Here is a 17,947-nt window from a genome sequence, read left to right as displayed (position 1 = left end):
TATTCATTAAATCTCATTAGTTTTTTATACCTGCGAGATTTCTATTTTTTTTAAATAAAACTTCTAAATATTGTATATCTAAACAAAAATTCTATAAAAATTAATAATCCTGCCAGCAGCACCAGTGATCTAAATTTTTCTTCGTAATTATAGAATTTAAATTCTTCGATATCTGTTCTTTCTAATTTATCAATTTCTTGATAAATCTGTTGTAATTTTTTATTGTTTGTTGCTCTAAAATATTTACCTCCGGTAACCTTAGCTATTTCTTTTAATAAATCTTCATCGATTTCTACCTGTACTCTACCGTATTGAAAAGATCCATTTGGTAATATAGCAACAGGAGCCAAAGCCATTCCGTTTGTACCAATACCAATTGTATAGGTTTTAATACCATATTCTACCGCTAATTCTGAAGCAATCTTAGGGTCTATAAAACCAGCATTATTAGAACCATCTGTAAGTAAAATAATCACTTTACTCTTAGCTTTACTGTCTTTAAGTCGATTTACAGACGTTGCCAATCCCATTCCTATAGCCGTACCATTCTCTAAAACGTTATCATATTTCACATCTTTTAAACTACCCAGCACAATTGATTTATCACTTGTAATTGGAGTTTTGGTAAAACTCTCTCCTGCATATACGACCAAACCAATACGATCATTGGGTCGATCTTTAATAAATTCTGCAGCTACTTCTTTTAATGCTTCTAATCTATTAGGTTTAAGATCTTTTGCCAACATACTGGCAGATACATCTATCGACATTACAATATCGATACCTTTGGTAGTCTTAGTTTTGGTAGATACATCTACCGTTCTAGGTCTTGCTAATGCAGTAATAATTAAAGATAATGCTATTAGGCGTATAATAAACAACAACGGTTTTAATTTGGTGAGCCAGCTCCCAGAAATTTTAAATCCTTTAACGCTAGATATTTTTAAAGCTGCTTGTTGCTTATTTCGTTTCCATATATACCACCCTATTGCTAATGGAAGTAGTAAAAACAACCAAAAAAACTGTGGATTCTCAAATGTAAAATTTTCAAACATCGTTATTTGGTATTTTTAAGTTCTACAGAATTAATAATACGCTCGGCAACATCTTTCGCATAACGATCTTCAATATCATATACCAAAGTGATTTGTTGAAACCCGCCATTTTCAGCAAAATTCAACATTAGGTAGCTATTTTTTTGTTTCTTTTTGGTTACAGGATTCACTATTTCTAAATTCCCAAACACTTTAATTCCTTTTGCTCCGCCCAAAGTTTCATATTCTTCATCTTTTACAGAAATATTCTTTGCTCCTATAGATTCAAATTTTCCTACGACACCTTCTACCACTTTATTTAATTCTATTTCGGTAGGCTGTTTATATTGTATTGTGGTTACAACTACATAGAAATTTCCTGCCAGACTTCCATATACAAAAGTTTCATTCCCTTTAAGAGTTTGCTTTTGTTCTTCTGTCATTTGATATGCATTACGAATCAATACTCTGGGAGTAGCAACTGTAACAGGAGGAGAACCATATGCGCTTGTAATCCATTCGGTTTCTGCGAGCTCTTTTGTAGGATGACCAAGTAGTGTGTCTTTTACAACATCATACCCTTTAACAAAAATAAAAACGAGTAATGTAATAGCAACTACCGCCACAGCTCCAAGACTTCCTAAAATAATTTTCTTTCTGCGTTTTTTCTCGGCTACTGTTTTTCTATATTCTTCATCTGCCAGCAGTTCTTCTTCTGTCGGTTCTGGAATCGCGCTTTTTGTCTTATGAATCACCTGCTCGATAACATTACGATCTGATTTTGCTGTTATGATATCTGGTTTAGATTTGGCAAACTTGGCCATATCTGCAGTTTTCAATACATTCTTAAGTTCTTCAATAGTGGCCTTATCCAAATTAAGATTTCCTGATCTAATTTCTTCATCAAGTCGTGTAATTAACTCATCGGTGGTACTTTCCATAGCATGATCATACACTTCTTCATCGATATATTTACGAGCGGTATCACTTAACTGCGAATAGTATTCTTTATGCGAATCTTTTTCTAATAAATGAGACTCATCAATTTTCTGAAGTGCTAGTATTGCTCTTTCATAAGGAGGTAGCTCATCTTCTTTATTTGCCTTACGTTTTTTTCTTCTTAATATAAAAAAAGCGATCAACCCTAATATAAGTAGTGAAATACCAATCCATAAGAACCATTTCTTCCAGTTAAAAGCAAATTTAGCATCTACATCAACCAGAGGTTTGATCTCATACATCTTTTGTTTGGTAGTATCTACCAAAATATCTCTAACCTCAACTTTAAGAGAATCTGTAAAAAAGACCTTGTCGCCGATCATTATTTTTTGTCTTGGTATCGTATAATGACCAGAATCAAATTGTGTTAGTGCATATTCTTTGGTAAGGTTAAAACGTTTTCCGTTTCTAGAGGTATCTATTTTTTGTGATTCGATTACTTCTAAGGGAGTAAACGTTTGTCCTTCTGGAAAAACAACAATTTGGGTCGAATCTGCTTCGACTTGCATTTTATATCGAATCTCATTGCCTATTTCTATTGTAGTGGAGTCGATTGTTGCCGAAACCTGCGCAAAAGCACCAAATCCACTAAAGGCAAAGAATATCATCCAGGTAAAAAGCCTAAGGGCTCCTGGTTGTATAGTTCTTTTTTCAAATCGTAATTTGTAATTCGTCATTCTTAAATCTTCCTTATCCTCTTCTTTTAAAATAGCCTAGTAATTTCTTCACATAGCTCTCATCAATTCTACTACTTAAAGAGCCTGCTCCACTTCGAGTAAAACTATCTTTAAAGTAATCTGCTCTTTCATGATAATATGCACTGTAATTGGTTCGTGTTTTTTTAGAACCAGTATTCACCAGCAAAAGTTCCCCTGTCTCCTCATCTTCCATTTGCACCATTCCCAGGTTAGGAATTTCTTCTTCTCTTCTATCATAAACTCTTATCCCGGTAACATCGTGTTTTCCTCCTACAATTTTTAATGTATGTTGATAATCATCTGCAATAAAATCAGAAAGTATAAAAACTATCGCTTTCTTTTTCATCACATTGGATAAAAACTTCAATGCTTCTGTAATATTAGTTTTCTTACTTTTAGGCTCGAACTCTAACAATTCTCGTATAATTCTTAGCACATGGGACCTTCCTTTTTTAGGCGGAATATATAACTCTATTTCATCGGTAAATAAAATCAATCCTATCTTGTCATTATTTTGGGTTGCCGAAAATGCTAAAGTAGCTGCAATTTCAGTAATGATCCCTTTTTTAAATTGTTCTTGAGTACCAAAAAGTTGTGATCCCGAAACATCTACCATCAGCATCATAGTAAGTTCTCGTTCTTCTTCAAACACCTTTATATAAGGTTCATTATACCGAGCTGTTACATTCCAATCTATATTACGTACATCATCACCAAATTGATATTGTCTCACTTCGCTAAACGTCATACCACGTCCTTTAAAAGTAGAGTGATACTCTCCTCCAAAGATGTGGTCGCTTAAGCGACGTGTCTTGATTTCAATTTTTCGAACTTTTTTTAGTAACTCTTTAGTATCCATAATTTTGTTTCAGGTTTATTCACTTTGTGAATCTTTCAGGCTTCAAGGTTTTAAACTTGAAACCAAACAACTTCAAACAATAAACTACTATGGTACTTCAATTTCATTTACAATCTTATTGATGATGTCCTCTGAAGTTACATTCTCTGCTTCGGCCTCATAGGTAATCCCTATACGATGGCGAAGTACATCAAGAATTACTGCTCGAACATCTTCTGGAATCACATATCCTCTTCGCTTAATAAAGGCATAACATTTTGCTGCAGTAGCCAAATTGATACTTCCACGAGGCGATGCTCCAAAATTGATTAAAGGTTTAAGTTCTTCTAAACCATATTTTTCTGGATAACGTGTTGCAAAAATGATATCAAGGATATACTTTTCGATTTTTTCATCCATATATACTTCTCTAACTGCTTTCTGAGCATTAATAATCTGCTCTACCGAAACAACAGGATTTACCTTCTCGAAGGATCCTTTGAGGTTAGCGCGAACAATTAGTTGTTCTTCGTCTAATTTTGGATAATCAATTACTGTTTTAAGCATAAAACGGTCAACCTGAGCTTCTGGCAAAGGATATGTTCCTTCTTGCTCAACCGGATTCTGCGTTGCCATTACCAAAAATGGCTTATCCAGTATAAAAGTCTCATCACCAATAGTTACTTGTTTCTCCTGCATAGCTTCAAGTAAAGCACTTTGCACTTTTGCCGGAGCACGGTTAATCTCATCTGCTAAGACAAAATTGGCAAAAATTGGTCCTTTTTTAATCGAAAAATCATTCTCTTTCATATTAAAAATAAGAGTTCCCACTACATCGGCTGGTAATAAATCTGGTGTAAATTGAATACGGCTAAAACTACCATGAACAGCTTTAGACAACGTATTAATGGCTAATGTTTTTGCCAAACCAGGAACTCCTTCCAGCAAAATATGACCTTGACCCAATAACCCGATGAGCAATCGTTCGACCATATGTTTTTGACCTACAATTACTTTGTTTATTTCTAGAGTTAGTAAATCTACAAATGCAGATTCTTTCTCTATTTTCTGATTGATTGAAGCAATATCAATAGCATTATTCTCTTCCATCTATTTTATTTTTTTTTAAGGCGTGAATTTAACACTCATAATCCAACATTGCAAATTGTCGAATTAATTTTCATGCTCTTGTTAATTCTTGGTTAAATGTGCACTGCAAAACCTGTTTTAGGCACAAATTTTACAGTATATTTAAACCACTTTTACAAAAAATTGGACATAAAGATTTTCATCGTTTTTACGATGATCTTATCAAAAGACGGATCTGATGTAAAGGTGTTGCATTTTTTAAATACTAAACTTACTTATGAAGACAGCATTAATCACAGGAGCCACTAGTGGAATTGGAAAATCTACCGCTATAGAATTAGCAAAACATAATATAAACCTTATTCTTTGTGGCAGAAGGCAAGATCGATTGGATACTTTACAAGAGGAACTAAGTAAAAAAGTGCAAGTACACACACTTTGTTTTGATGTTAGAGATAAAGACAAGGTTTTTTCTGCTATTGATAGTCTTCCTTCAGAATTTAGTACAATTGATATTCTTATCAATAATGCAGGAAATGCGCATGGACTTGACCCTATTCAAACCGGAAATCTTGATGATTGGGATGCTATGATAGATATTAATGTTAAAGGATTACTGTATGTTTCTAAGGCGGTTATACCAAAAATGATTACACAACAATCTGGTCATATTATCAATATTGGCTCAATTGCAGGAAAAGAAGTCTATCCAAACGGAAACATCTATTGTGCAAGTAAACATGCTGTAGATGCAATCAATAAGGGAATGCGTATGGATCTTAACTCATACGGTATTAGAGTAGGTGCTATTCATCCGGGACTAGTAGAAACCGAGTTTAGTAATGTTAGGTTTAAAGGCAATGATCAAAAAGCAGATACTGTGTATAAAGGTTTTGATCCATTAACTCCAGAAGATATTGCTGATATTATAGCTTTTGTGGTTACACGACCATATCACGTTAATATTGCAGATCTTATTGTATTCCCAACTGCACAAGCTGGCAGTACAATAGTTAATAAAAGTTTATAATTTCTTTATTCTTATCGCATTGTTGACCCAATAAAAATGGCTAAGTTTATATTGGGAAAAGTTTCAATTGCTATTTGTAAACGGAATGATTAACAAACGCCTCCTTATTAAGAACCTACTGGCACATAATGACGAAAATAGTTTTTATGATAAGAAGCGTAAACTTAATATTGGAGAGAAAGAAGGAAAAGCCAAATTCTTAAAGCATATTTGTGCCTTGGCCAATTCTAACCCCAAAAACAATTCATATATTGTAATAGGAGTTGAGGATGAAGATAATCAAATCATAGGGGTTGATTTTTTTGATGATAGTAAAATCCAAAATCTGGTAAATGCATATTTAGACAACCCTCCTATCGTGTCTTATGAAAATATTCCTTTTCCTCATCTATCATCGGATAAAGTAGTAGGTTTAGTAACAATCCGACCTCAAGGGGGACAACTCTGCTCTCTTCGTAAAAATATCTGGAAATATTATGGAGGTAGTGTCTTTTTTAGGGATGGTAGCATGAGTATGCCTAAAGTTTTTGATATCGAAATCAAAGATGTCAATTCAGAAATTGTAGACGCTATCGAAAGTCATGCCCAGAATAATATTGAACTTACTTTGGATGGAGTATTTGATTTTATGAATTCTAGAATCGATTACAATCCTGCATATAAGGTTTTTAAAGAATATTTTGTGGTTTGCTGGGCAGCCAAAGAAAAACGGCAAAATGGAGAAATATATTACTCTCGAGTAGATATTGAATTAATCAATGAGCATGTAAAGCTATTTTACTCAGAATTAGATGAAGTAAGTATATCCTTAACCGATGACCAATTTAAGATTATAGAATATGTACAGTTAGGTTTAAAGGATACTTTTAGTTATTATCCTTTAGAAGAAGTGGTGATCACCTTTAAGGATAATGCCAGTTATGATATCGAAAGTAAACTTCTTTTTGATCCACCAAAATTTGACCTTAAAACATTATATCATTTATATAATAGTAACAATGCATTAATCGAGAAATTAAAAAACAAAATTCCTCTATCAAAAAACGAAGAAAAAGATATTATAAATCTTCCTGCCACTTATTTGATATGTTATTTTAATGATCTTAGTGAAGCAAAAGAAAAATTAGAAGAAGCAAAACCATATTTAAAACTCTATAACGATACTATATATTCTCTCTGTAAAGAAAGTATTCGAATTTTGAGAAAAGTTAGATATAGTTAATGGGGCAAAAAAGATCAACGGTTAATCAACTATGGGAAGAATTTTAGTAATTGGAGATATTCACGGTGCGCTAATCGCATTAGAACAAATACTTGAAAGAGCAAAAGTAACTAAAGATGACACTCTTATATTTTTGGGAGATTATGTAGATGGATGGAGTCATAGTGCCGAATTAGTTTCGTTCCTGATTACCCTCAAAACATCACATAATTGCATTTTTATTAAAGGAAATCATGATGATCTTTGTTATACCTGGCTCACACAACATACTCACAATTCTGAATGGATACAACATGGTGGTCAAGCGACTATAGATTCCTATGCAAAATTATCACCAAAAGAAATTAATACTCATCTCCATTTTTATGAAACCCTCAATAATTATCACATAGATACTCATAATCGTTTGTTTCTTCATGCTGGGTTCACTAATCTTCGCGGACCTCATCGAGAATATTTTAGTGAATCATTTTATTGGGACAGGACTTTATGGGAAACTGCATTGGCAACGGATCCCAATCTAAAAAAAACAGATCTAAAATACCCTAAACGACTATTGCTTTTTGATGAGGTTTATATTGGCCATACTCCCGTTACACGAATCAATCAAACCACCCCAACACAAGCTATTTGTGTATGGAATATGGATACAGGAGCTGCATTTAAAGGACCACTTACTATAATGGATATTAATACCAAGGAATTTTGGCAAAGTGATCCCGTATACCAATTATACCCACATGAGAATGGTAGAAACTAAAAATTTATAGTAAAAATTACTCCCCAAGGGTAACAAAAATTTAAAGTTATTGATCTAAGGTTGTAAATGATAAAAAATCACATATCATGAAAACAACGATAAAATTTTTAGCATACTTACTAATAGCTTTTTCTTTAATTTTTATAATTATAAAGGAAAAGATCAATCTAATAGAAAAATCAATCCTCAAAGCAGAACCTAGCTAGATAGATATTAGATTCAATTACAACTCATTTTTTTGTTCTATTCTTCAAAATGAAATAGACTACAGAATTGATAGTGTTTTTTAAACATGAGTTTAAAACAATACAAATTCGGGAAATAACCCCTTATAGACATATGGTTTTACCATATATAAATTAAGGTTTTAGCCTCTTGATAACTTTTTAAGCTCGTTGCATCTTTGTAGCATGTAGTTGTAATTGTGGGATCTTTTATTAAAACACTTCGCAAATAAACAATTGAATATTCACACAATTAATAATTAATAACATGAAAAGTATGGAAACAATAATGAAAAAATTTAAGTATGGTATTTTGGTACTAATCTTAGTTTTAGGTTCTTGCTCTACAGAAGATGGGGTCGATGGTCAAATAGGACCACAGGGACCAGCAGGAGCTGATGGAACAAATGGACAAGATGGGAACGCTAATGTAGTCTCTGTTTTATTCGAAAACCAAACGATATCTAACGGAGATAATGTTTTTGACATTCCCGAATTAACACAGGAAATATTTGACACCGGTATTGTTTATGCCTATGTTACGGTCACGGGTAATACCTATTGGGAAACTTTACCACTTAGTCTAGGCCAGCAAATCATCCTAGAGATCGATAAGATTGAGGTTGGAAAAGCCACATTACGTGCTACTTTTACTCAATCTAATCTTAGACTTCGGTTTGTGTTGGTAGAAGGCAATGATGCCAGCGGTATTAATTTTGAGAACTATCTAGAAGTACAGTCATTTTATAATCTAACAGATTAACTTCAACATGTAGTAGTCAAACATGAGTATTTAAAGAAAAAATTGACTATATAATAAATGATAAGCAACCCTTACCCAATTTCTTCATGGGTAGGGGGTTGTTCTATTAGAGCATTTCGAAATCAATTGATTTATTTTTTAATTTCTTCTTTTCTTAAAAAACATATTCTATGATTAAAAAAGGGATCAGCGTATGACTTAAAGAATAACAAACCAACATAGGCCGTAACATTCTATTTTACCATTACAGAATAAGTGCTCATCTAAAAACGGAAAATATTTTAGACAAGATCTATATGAAGGGCTAGGGTCTTGCCCTCTATAAACGTTATATTAATAACACACTCTCAACGATAAATAGCAATAGGGCATATGCCAAAAAATTTACTGTATATAATTTCTGTTCTTATTGTATCAAATGTATATTATTGTAGCCTCAATGCACAAAATAACCAAGATAGAAATACAACTCAAATTCCTTTTGAAGTATATAAAACTACCAATGGTACCATATCGATACATGATATTATAAAATCTGACACTCTTTTTCGATCGTCTAAATATTTTACCAAAAAAACCAGGCCTAAAGATATTTACTGGATAAAAATCGACCTCAATAAAGAATTAAAAACTGATAGTCTTTGGTTTCTAAAATCGAGTAATTATGCACACGCATCTATGTTTTGTCTTGAGAACAATACACTGGTAGAAAAGAAATTTGGTTTATTTGATGGTTCAGGAAAAATGAATTCTATATCCAATATTAATAGAATACCTCTTAAATACAGCTCACTTATCAAAAATCAATTTATATATTTAAAAATAAGACGTTTAAGATTTTCGGATCATGTTACTAATTGGAATTTTCACTTTGCTTCACAAACCATAAACCAGTCTGTACAAAATTATTATTATCAAAAAAATATTAAAGCCCCAATACGCAAATACATTTTTACAGGTGTATGTCTGGTTATGTTTATTCTTACTCTTGCGTTCTTTATTACTTCAAGAAATTTTGAATTCTTATTTTACTCTTTATATATTTTATCGTTATCTATTTATCTAAGTGGTCCTTTACTTATAGCAAACAACATCATTTTTGATAACTATAACATCATCATTTACTGGTTTTTTCAGATCATACAAGTATTAATTAATTTATGTTATGTTTATTTTGTTTCGCTTTATTTAGTCACAAAAAAGGACTATCCTGCACTTAATCGTACCATAAAATACATCATCTACACACTTGGTATTATCATAATTGCAGACAGTTTCTTTTTGTATTTTAACTATTTTGAAGGAGCTATTTATACTATGAATATTCAACGTTTAATAATGACTTTTTTTGGTATTGGCGGGATGATTTATTTACTTCTAACTGCCAAAAACCGTTTAGCTTATTTTATAGTTGCTGGATCATTCTTATTCATGATAGGCACCCTGGGTTTCTTTTTTACCAAGGCATGCGATTATATGATGGCTGGAGCAACTCTCGAAATCATAATTTTTGCATTAGGCTTAGCCTATAAAATACATCAGGAGCATAAAGAAAAACTCCTCTTCGAAAAAGAATCATTTATTAACAATTGTAAAGCGCTAAGAGCTCAGATAAACCCTCATTTTATTTTTAATTCTTTAGGGTCAATTCAACATTTAATTGTACTCGAAAAAAAAGAAGCTGCTTTAAAATATCTGGTTAAGTTTAGTCATTTAACACGAACCCTTCTTGAAAACTCTATAGAAACAAATATCGTATTATCTGATGAAATCAACTTACTACGGCAGTATCTAGAATTAGAAGCTTTACGTTTTGACACCTCTTTTGAGTACACTATTCATGTAGATGATACTCTAAACGCAGATGCCGAAGAAGTACCTATGTTGATCATTCAGCCATTTGTCGAAAATGCAATCCTATATGGTTTATTGAATAAAAAAGAAGGTAGTAAAAAACTAAGTATTTGTTTCAGAAAAGAAAAAAATCAAATTATCTGTAAAATAGATGATAATGGTATAGGAAGAAATGCTACTAAAAATATAAATTCGTCTCTTAAAAAAACTACAAAATCCAGAGGTTTAGAATTAACTGAAAAAAGATTACAAAGATTTCACAAATCTGAAGAAAAAAATATAGAAATTATAGACAAAATAAATAACCATGGTGCGTCTATAGGAACAAAGGTAATTATCAAAATTCAAACAGAATAAAATTTTCTAATTATGAGCTTAACAGCAATAATTGTAGATGATGAAAAACACAGTAGAGAAACCTTAACAAAATTGATAGAAGAGTTTTGCCTGGAAACAACTGTTTTGACTACTGCAAATTCTGTAACAGAAGCTGTCGATAAAATTAAAAACTATAATCCTGATGTTGTCTTTTTGGATATCGAACTACAATCAGGAATAGGTTTTGATATATTAACCCAAATCGACACCATAAATTTTGAAGTGATTTTTACCACTGCTTACGAGCAATATGCTATACAAGCCATAAAATTTTCATCTTTAGATTATTTACTTAAACCTTTAAGTATCGAAGAACTCAAAAATGCCATAGAAAAAGCAAAGAAAAAGAAAGATCAAGAGATTTATAAAAAACAATTAGAAACCTTAATAGATAATCTACAACAGCCAAAGTTTAATAAAATATGTCTCTCTACAGCAGATAGTGTAGAGTTTATTAATGTAGAGGATATTATATACTGCAAGGCTAATGGTGCCTATACTTCATTTATTCTTAAAGATAATATATCTCTATTAGTAAGCAAACATCTTAAAGAATATGAAAACTTATTGATCGAACAACAATTTATGAGAATACATAATAGTTTTTTGATCAATTTAAAGGAAGTGAAAAAATTTGTGAAGTCAGATGGAGGTTATATTATAATGAACAATAATGATAGTATAAATATCTCAAAAAACAAAAAAGAGAAGTTTCTTGTTTCTATGAGTCATCTGCAGTAATAATACAACAAACCGTATTCTTGTCATTTACATATCCAAAATGAATCCATATCTCGATTAATGTGTTGTCTTATCAATTGATAAGCTATATCTATCAATTGAAACCATATGGTTATTAATTTCTACCCATCGATTGTTTTCAGGTGTATTTAAGTTTGAACTTAATTTTAAAACTTAAAACCATGAAAAACAAAATCAAATTTAATTTAGTGAGGATCATTGTAATTTTCACTCTTTTCTTATGCTATTCTTGTAGTTCTGAAGAAGATACTATCCATAAAAATGAAGAATCGATAGAAATACCCGTTCTAACACCTAAAACTTTGGTAACTATAGAATTGCCTAGTAACACTACGATTACTTTTAAAACAGAAACCGACGGTATTGTCTTTGAAGCTTCTGGAGATTCTGATAATTTTGGCGAATTAGATGGGTTAAATGATTTAAGCTTATTAGATCGTTTTTTAACCTTAACCGACGAAAGTATTGCCGTACCTACAGATCTTATCAAATTAGAAGAAGATCAAAAAATCAAAGAAAAAGCATTGCAAAGAGCTACAATAGAAAAACACAGTGTAAATCTATCTGTTGCTAAATCATTTTCAAACCATATTAAAGCTCTACGATTCCCTTCTTTGTGTAATGGGTGGAAAGAAAGGTACATTGAAAACTTAAACTCTAAACCTGATCGTGTTACAATATCCTTCAAAAATTATAATACATATGATATTTCAGGTAGTGAACTTCATAATAAAAAAAATAAATGTCGAAGAGTGCAGTTTGGTTTAACCAATTGCGATTATAACAAAGAATTAAGGATCTATCATGAGTATGCTACTAATAATGGTCCTGCAAAAACTTATGCCATTATCGATATTCCTCCACGTAAACATAAATATTACTCAAAATCATTTTTCGCAAAGGCGAAACGATTCATAAAAATCGTAAGTTTTAATGGACATCGATATGGAGGAAAAGTACGTTTTTCAGGATACAAAGACAATGTATGGGGATTAGATAATAACTAAATAATTATTTGTCTATTTAGCATAAAAAGTCCACCCCAACAAAACCCCTTAGCATCTATAATGTTTGTTAGTAAATGTTGAATTAAGTAAGGAAAGGAGTACTCTCTAATCTCAAATTTAGGATTAGGGGGTTCTTCTTGTTTTAACAACAACCAATTTGTTCGATGATCAATTAAAAAGCTATGCTCATCTATTGAAAACATACATCCATCAATTGAAACACACCTATTGTCAATTGCTTCTTACCACTCTTAATTAACTACTCTAAATTTACCAAAATGGTGATATACAGAATTAAAGTATAACACCTAAACCTCTGATATAAATCAGTATAGTTATTTAAAAAATCTTAATATTTCACACCATGTTAAAAAACATTTCAAACTTAGAAAACGTCAAAAAAATTGACAAAAAACAGCAAAAAGGAATTGCAGGAGGAGTCTTTTCTAACTATTGCGGATCGTGTTGTCAGTACTGTAGAAGTAATGGACATGACACAGGAGCTCTTCATAATGGAGATTGCTATTGCTCTAATTATAGACACTAAAAAATAAATCTTTTATGCCCCATAAGCAATTAATCCCTAGTCATAAACTCATGGTTAGGGGTTAAAAAACTAATCCTTCTTAAAATCAATATGAAACACCTAATCAAATCAAGTTTAGCAAAAGCTATAGTAGTATTCGCTATTTTCTTATTCTATTCGTGTAGCTACGAAGAGGATATGGTATTAGAAAATGAAACCTTAGTCGAAAATAAAGAGTTAGTTTTTGAAGCTCCACTTCCTCCGATTATATCTGATGGCCCTTACAACTATAAAGCTAAAAATTATTCTTTTTTTACACAAAACCAAGAAGAGCATAAAGGTAAATATTACATGCCTGTCGGTGGCTTTTCTAATTACCCTTTAGCATTAATCATGCACGGAAATGGATTTGCATACAACGAATATGATGTTTTACAAAAACATCTCGCCAAACACGGTATTGCCAGTGCTAGCATACAATGGGATTCTGGCAAACATGATCTGAGTGTAAATACAGAAATGACAAAGCATATTAACTGGTTATTTAATCAATATCCACAATTAATTAATTCGATAGCACTTATAGGCCATAGTATGGGAGGCGGAGCCGTGGTAAGATTTGCCGATGATCTGGAAACCACAACGGGTAAAAATGTAAAATCCGTAATATCGCTTGCCCCCGCAGTACAGCATGATATGAATGTTAAACATAACCTTATTAATACCATAAAAGGACTACTAGTCATATATTCTGGAAACGATGAGGATAGATATGGAGTGAAAAGTTTTGACGGAAGAGAGCAAAGTGGCTTTAAATTTTATGATGAGTGCTCTGCTGAAGGATCAACTTTTAGCAACCTATTTCCTACAAAAGACATGATCTTTTTTAAAGATGGACGTCATACTATGTATACCGATAGGGCTCAGCAACCTCTTAATTATCAATACAGTGGTGTTAATCAAAATAAAGTGATCAATGCCTACATATTGGCACATCTAAAATTATATCTTCAAAATCGCCCAGAATACAACCAATTTTTTAAATACCAGAGAAGGCCTTCTAATATGCCCCAAAATGATGTATCCGAGTTTTATCAACAACATACAGATGCCAAAAAAAGTGTACTTGCCAACTTCGAAAACAATTCGTCTACCAAAAATTATGCTGGAGGAGATATCGTTAAATCTTCTAGTGGGATTAATACAATGAAAGTAGGCAACAGTTGGAAACTTCATTCTTACTCACCTCATCATACTAAGGCAATGAGGATAACGTGGACCAAAAGAAATGTAGGAAGTTCGTTTGTGAAATTTAAATACCCTTCATCTCGTAATTTGTCATCATATTCATTTCTAAGCATCAGAGCATCCCAAATTTATAAGAACATTTACAACACCACAGATAAAGAGCAGGATTTCTACATTAGACTCAAGGATAAACAAGGCAAATACTCAAAAAAAGTGAAGATCAGTGATTTTGGTATAATACCCTATCCAATAAAACACAGTGGCTATACTATACTCCCTTTACAAACACCCATTTCTAAACTTACAAAAAGTGCCATGACCAGTACACTAATACCATTAAGTGCATTTGGTAACATTATTAACCTTTCAAATATAAAAGAAGTATTCCTCGTATTTGATGTTCCGGGTCATGAAACAGGAGCTATCATGATTGATAATTTAGAGTTTTATAAGTAACCCAGAAGTAGTTTGTGTAGTATATTTTTTGAATTCAATATCACTATGCCGTTTTAAATGTTTTCCAATCTTCTAATTCCCTGTCTGGGTTACTGAATATCCCCACACTCTCTAATTCGATCAAGAGTTAGAGAGTGTTTAAACTAAAAATAAGATTAAAACAATGAAATACTTTACAGGCATTTTATCCCGAATTGAGTATCACTATCATAAAGATTTACAACTTCTTTTATCAAAAAACTTTGTTCACTACATTCAGAATTGGGTAAAATTAGATAATATGAAAACTAAATTTACCAACACAAAACCTACCTTAAAGAAAGTTTACATAAAGCAAAATAGTATTAAATGTTTCTGTCTCCTTATACTTATATTCACAGGGAGTTGTACCGATGAATCTTTTTTAATAGATGAGATTCCCGATTCGGATATTATTGATGATTTCGGAACCAATTGGCCATTAGAACACAATGCATATTCTTGGGATGGTTCCTGGGAGCCTACCACAGATGATTTCCCTCTTGATGGACTATACGACAAGATTTATTTTGATGGACATACTGTGGAAGGGGAAGCTTCTCCTATTTTGCCTCCTGGGAAATGGGATTGGAACATAACCTCATTACTGGCAAATTGGCGAGGGTTTTCAGATTCTGTAGGAAACTTTGACTTACTTGTTGATTTTTCTGACCAAGAATTTGGTTGGAGACTCAATCGCAACGTAATTGCTGGGGTTGATGTGACTTCACATCTAGAACTGTTTCATGGTTCGCCAGGTACTGATATTATTGATTTAGGACCTCAAGGTTCTTTTAGTTCTGCGGGTAATCCAATTTATGGAGATCCTGTAAATTTTGGTGATGGCCCAGATATGTTAAGGTTTCGTCATAGCCATTCAGCAACAGTTAGAACAGGTTCTAGTGCAACAGGCCACCAGCATGATAATGATCTAGTAATTATTGGAAGCGCAGAAGTGTTAAATCCAGGGGTATATGATATTATAACCACTAGTATTCATACAGGTCCGGGAAATGATTTAATTTTTGTAAATAACTGGGAAAGAGCAGCAGTAGATGCCGGAAATGGAAACGATGGTAGAACAGATGCTCTGGATACTTATGACGGGACAGATATTGTTGTTATAGGAGGGAATGCACGTGATTTTAGAGTCTTTGGCGGAAATGGCGGAGATCTTTTTGTCTGGCATGTAGATGAAGTAAATCAGCAACCTAATACATGGCTTGGTCCTAATTTTTTTGGAGGAGGAGCATGGGGAAATGCGCTATGGTCTGATACTGGTGTTGATCGTTTAGTACTAGGAATTCCTTCTAATACCAGAATCGTTACCTCACCAGGAGATGCAGAACAAGGGACACTTCTTGTAATGATAGGCCACAATTATGAAACAGTAATTGACGACCCAACAGTTCATGATGAGGCTGCAAGATATTACATCACCGCACCTCCTGGTCCGGATGGGCAAAAAACGATCACGTTGCAGTACAAATCCATTAGTGGGCATGTTAATACTGCGTACTTCTATATCACTGACATTGAAGAACTTCAAATAGGTATTGGAAACGATGCAAAAGTTTTTCAATTGGATGATGTAGAAGGAACAGCAACACTTAACCCAACTATTGATGTAATTACTAACATTCCTTCTAGAAGCAGATTTACAGCATTGATGGATAATTTCCTTAAGTGATATTTCCTATTGTTTTATCTAGTTAATTCTTAAAACAATGTCTTTGTAACAACTGTGTTGCAAAAACATTGTTTTTCAAAATTAAAAATTCAGATTCCTATTTATATACTGTCTACTTCAGATTGGCTGAAAAAAATTTTTCATCAACCGTTCAATTTTGTAGCTTTAGAACACAAATTTAAAATCAACTCATCAATGGGAATTTTTGACGAAATAAAGAAAAAACTTAGCCACGAATTTATAGATATCATAGAATGGTTAGACTATACCGATGATACTATTGTGCATCGGTTTGAACGATATCAAAATGAAATTAAAAATGAAGCGAAACTTATCGTAAGAGAAGGACAAACCGCAGTTTTTATTAATGAAGGACAACTGGCAGATGTATTCACTCCCGGAACATACACCTTAAATACACAAAATCTACCTATTTTAACGACGCTAAAAGGCTGGAAATATGGATTTAATAGTCCTTTTAAAGCCGAAGTATATTTTGTAAATACACATTTATTTACTGATGAAAAATGGGGAACCAAAAATCCAATTACCTTAAACGATGATCGTTTTGGGCTAGTAGAAATTCGTGCTTTTGGAACCTATGCATTTAAGATTAATGATGCCGGTAAATTTATAATTGATATTGTAGGAACAGATGCTAATTTCACTAATTTCGAGATCAATGAACATCTTAAAAGTTTAATCTCTACGCGATTTACTGATACGGTTGGCGAAGCTAATTTACCTATCGAGCTATATGCCGCTAATACTACAGAATTATCTGAGACTTGTCTTGATGTAATGCAACCCGAATTTAACTCTGTAGGTATTTCTCTGGAAAAATTCTTTATCGAGAATGTTTCTATGCCAGAAGAGTTGAAAAAAGAGATCTTTGAATATAGCAGAATTGATAAGCTTGATCTGGACAAATTAACCAAATTTAAGACTGCAAAAGCTATTGAGGCTGCCGCAGCCAATGAAGGAGGTACGGCAGGAGCTGGAATGGGAATGGGAATGGGATTTGTTCTGGCTCAACAAATGGGAGGCATGATGAATCCAATGGGAGGACAACAACAAGTACAACCTCAACAAACTACTCCGGTAGCTCCACCACCAATGCCAGTGCAAGTACAGTATTTTTATGCTCAAAACGGACAACAGGCAGGGCCCGCATCCTTTGAGCAATTAAAAGCACTATTTGCCAATAGAACCATAAATAAAGATTCTTTGGTATGGAAACAAGGAATGGATAGCTGGGTTGCACTAAAAGATGTAGAAGAGCTAAAATCATTTCTAGGCGGAAGCACTCCTCCTCCATTACCTGGGAATTAAAAAATAAAAACTCATCTCA

The 17,947-nt window shown here is 32.8% G+C and carries 15 protein-coding genes; 11 read left to right on the top strand and 4 right to left on the bottom strand.

From position 1 onward, the window contains the following. Positions 1 to 50: 50 nt before the first annotated feature. The 4 genes from AAFU52_RS09640 to AAFU52_RS09625 form a co-directional block, all read right to left on the bottom strand. Positions 51 to 1,055, bottom strand: coding sequence for a vWA domain-containing protein (locus AAFU52_RS09640; protein ID WP_024769724.1), 1,005 nt, complete (start codon positions 1,053 to 1,055; stop codon positions 51 to 53). 2 nt (positions 1,056 to 1,057) lie between these two features. Continuing rightward, complete coding sequence (locus AAFU52_RS09635) at positions 1,058 to 2,710, bottom strand: DUF4381 domain-containing protein (protein WP_438426281.1); 1,653 nt, start codon at positions 2,708 to 2,710, stop codon at positions 1,058 to 1,060. A gap of 13 nt (positions 2,711 to 2,723) precedes the next feature. Beyond that, on the bottom strand, positions 2,724 to 3,590 hold the full coding sequence (locus tag AAFU52_RS09630) for a DUF58 domain-containing protein (RefSeq protein ID WP_438426279.1): 867 nt from the start codon (positions 3,588 to 3,590) through the stop codon (positions 2,724 to 2,726). 87 nt (positions 3,591 to 3,677) lie between these two features. After that, positions 3,678 to 4,679 (bottom strand): AAA family ATPase, encoded by a 1,002-nt coding sequence (locus tag AAFU52_RS09625; protein ID WP_438426278.1) that lies wholly within the window; start codon positions 4,677 to 4,679, stop codon positions 3,678 to 3,680. Positions 4,680 to 4,935: 256 nt separating this feature from the next. Between AAFU52_RS09625 and AAFU52_RS09620 the strand changes: the two genes are divergently transcribed. The 11 genes from AAFU52_RS09620 (at position 4,936) to AAFU52_RS09570 (ending at position 17,928) form a co-directional block, all read left to right on the top strand. After that, positions 4,936 to 5,688, top strand: a complete 753-nt coding sequence (locus AAFU52_RS09620; protein WP_438426277.1) for an SDR family NAD(P)-dependent oxidoreductase — start codon at positions 4,936 to 4,938, stop codon at positions 5,686 to 5,688. Positions 5,689 to 5,773: 85 nt separating this feature from the next. Then, positions 5,774 to 6,910, top strand: a complete 1,137-nt coding sequence (locus AAFU52_RS09615; RefSeq protein ID WP_438426276.1) for an ATP-binding protein — start codon at positions 5,774 to 5,776, stop codon at positions 6,908 to 6,910. Between the two features lie 31 nt (positions 6,911 to 6,941). Continuing rightward, positions 6,942 to 7,670 (top strand): metallophosphoesterase, encoded by a 729-nt coding sequence (locus tag AAFU52_RS09610; RefSeq protein WP_024769730.1) that lies wholly within the window; start codon positions 6,942 to 6,944, stop codon positions 7,668 to 7,670. Positions 7,671 to 8,171: 501 nt separating this feature from the next. Further along, positions 8,172 to 8,657, top strand: coding sequence for a hypothetical protein (locus tag AAFU52_RS09605; RefSeq protein ID WP_438426275.1), 486 nt, complete (start codon positions 8,172 to 8,174; stop codon positions 8,655 to 8,657). 372 nt (positions 8,658 to 9,029) lie between these two features. Further along, on the top strand, positions 9,030 to 10,868 hold the full coding sequence (locus AAFU52_RS09600) for a sensor histidine kinase (protein WP_438426274.1): 1,839 nt from the start codon (positions 9,030 to 9,032) through the stop codon (positions 10,866 to 10,868). Between the two features lie 12 nt (positions 10,869 to 10,880). After that, positions 10,881 to 11,630 carry a LytR/AlgR family response regulator transcription factor gene (locus tag AAFU52_RS09595; RefSeq protein ID WP_024769733.1) on the top strand — a complete coding sequence of 250 codons (750 nt, stop codon included), beginning with the start codon at positions 10,881 to 10,883 and terminating at the stop codon, positions 11,628 to 11,630. 182 nt (positions 11,631 to 11,812) lie between these two features. Then, positions 11,813 to 12,658 (top strand): hypothetical protein, encoded by an 846-nt coding sequence (locus AAFU52_RS09590; RefSeq protein ID WP_438426272.1) that lies wholly within the window; start codon positions 11,813 to 11,815, stop codon positions 12,656 to 12,658. A gap of 364 nt (positions 12,659 to 13,022) precedes the next feature. Next, positions 13,023 to 13,205: a hypothetical protein gene (locus AAFU52_RS09585; RefSeq protein WP_438426271.1), complete on the top strand. Its 183-nt coding sequence runs from the start codon at positions 13,023 to 13,025 to the stop codon at positions 13,203 to 13,205. A 90-nt stretch (positions 13,206 to 13,295) separates the two neighbouring features. Next, a complete protein-coding gene (locus AAFU52_RS09580; protein WP_438426270.1) occupies positions 13,296 to 14,888 on the top strand; it encodes an alpha/beta hydrolase in 1,593 nt (530 codons plus the stop codon). A 280-nt stretch (positions 14,889 to 15,168) separates the two neighbouring features. Beyond that, entirely contained in the window at positions 15,169 to 16,596 is a 1,428-nt protein-coding gene (locus tag AAFU52_RS09575; protein ID WP_438426269.1) for a hypothetical protein, read from the top strand. 195 nt (positions 16,597 to 16,791) lie between these two features. Then, positions 16,792 to 17,928, top strand: a complete 1,137-nt coding sequence (locus tag AAFU52_RS09570; protein WP_438426268.1) for an SPFH domain-containing protein — start codon at positions 16,792 to 16,794, stop codon at positions 17,926 to 17,928. The last annotated feature ends 19 nt before the right edge of the window (positions 17,929 to 17,947 follow it).

This window comes from Aquimarina macrocephali (assembly GCF_051627225.1).
In the GTDB taxonomy this organism is placed as follows: domain Bacteria; phylum Bacteroidota; class Bacteroidia; order Flavobacteriales; family Flavobacteriaceae; genus Aquimarina; species Aquimarina macrocephali.
The sequence above is the reverse complement of the archived record's forward strand: the minus strand, read 5'-3'. Positions and strand labels throughout refer to the sequence as shown.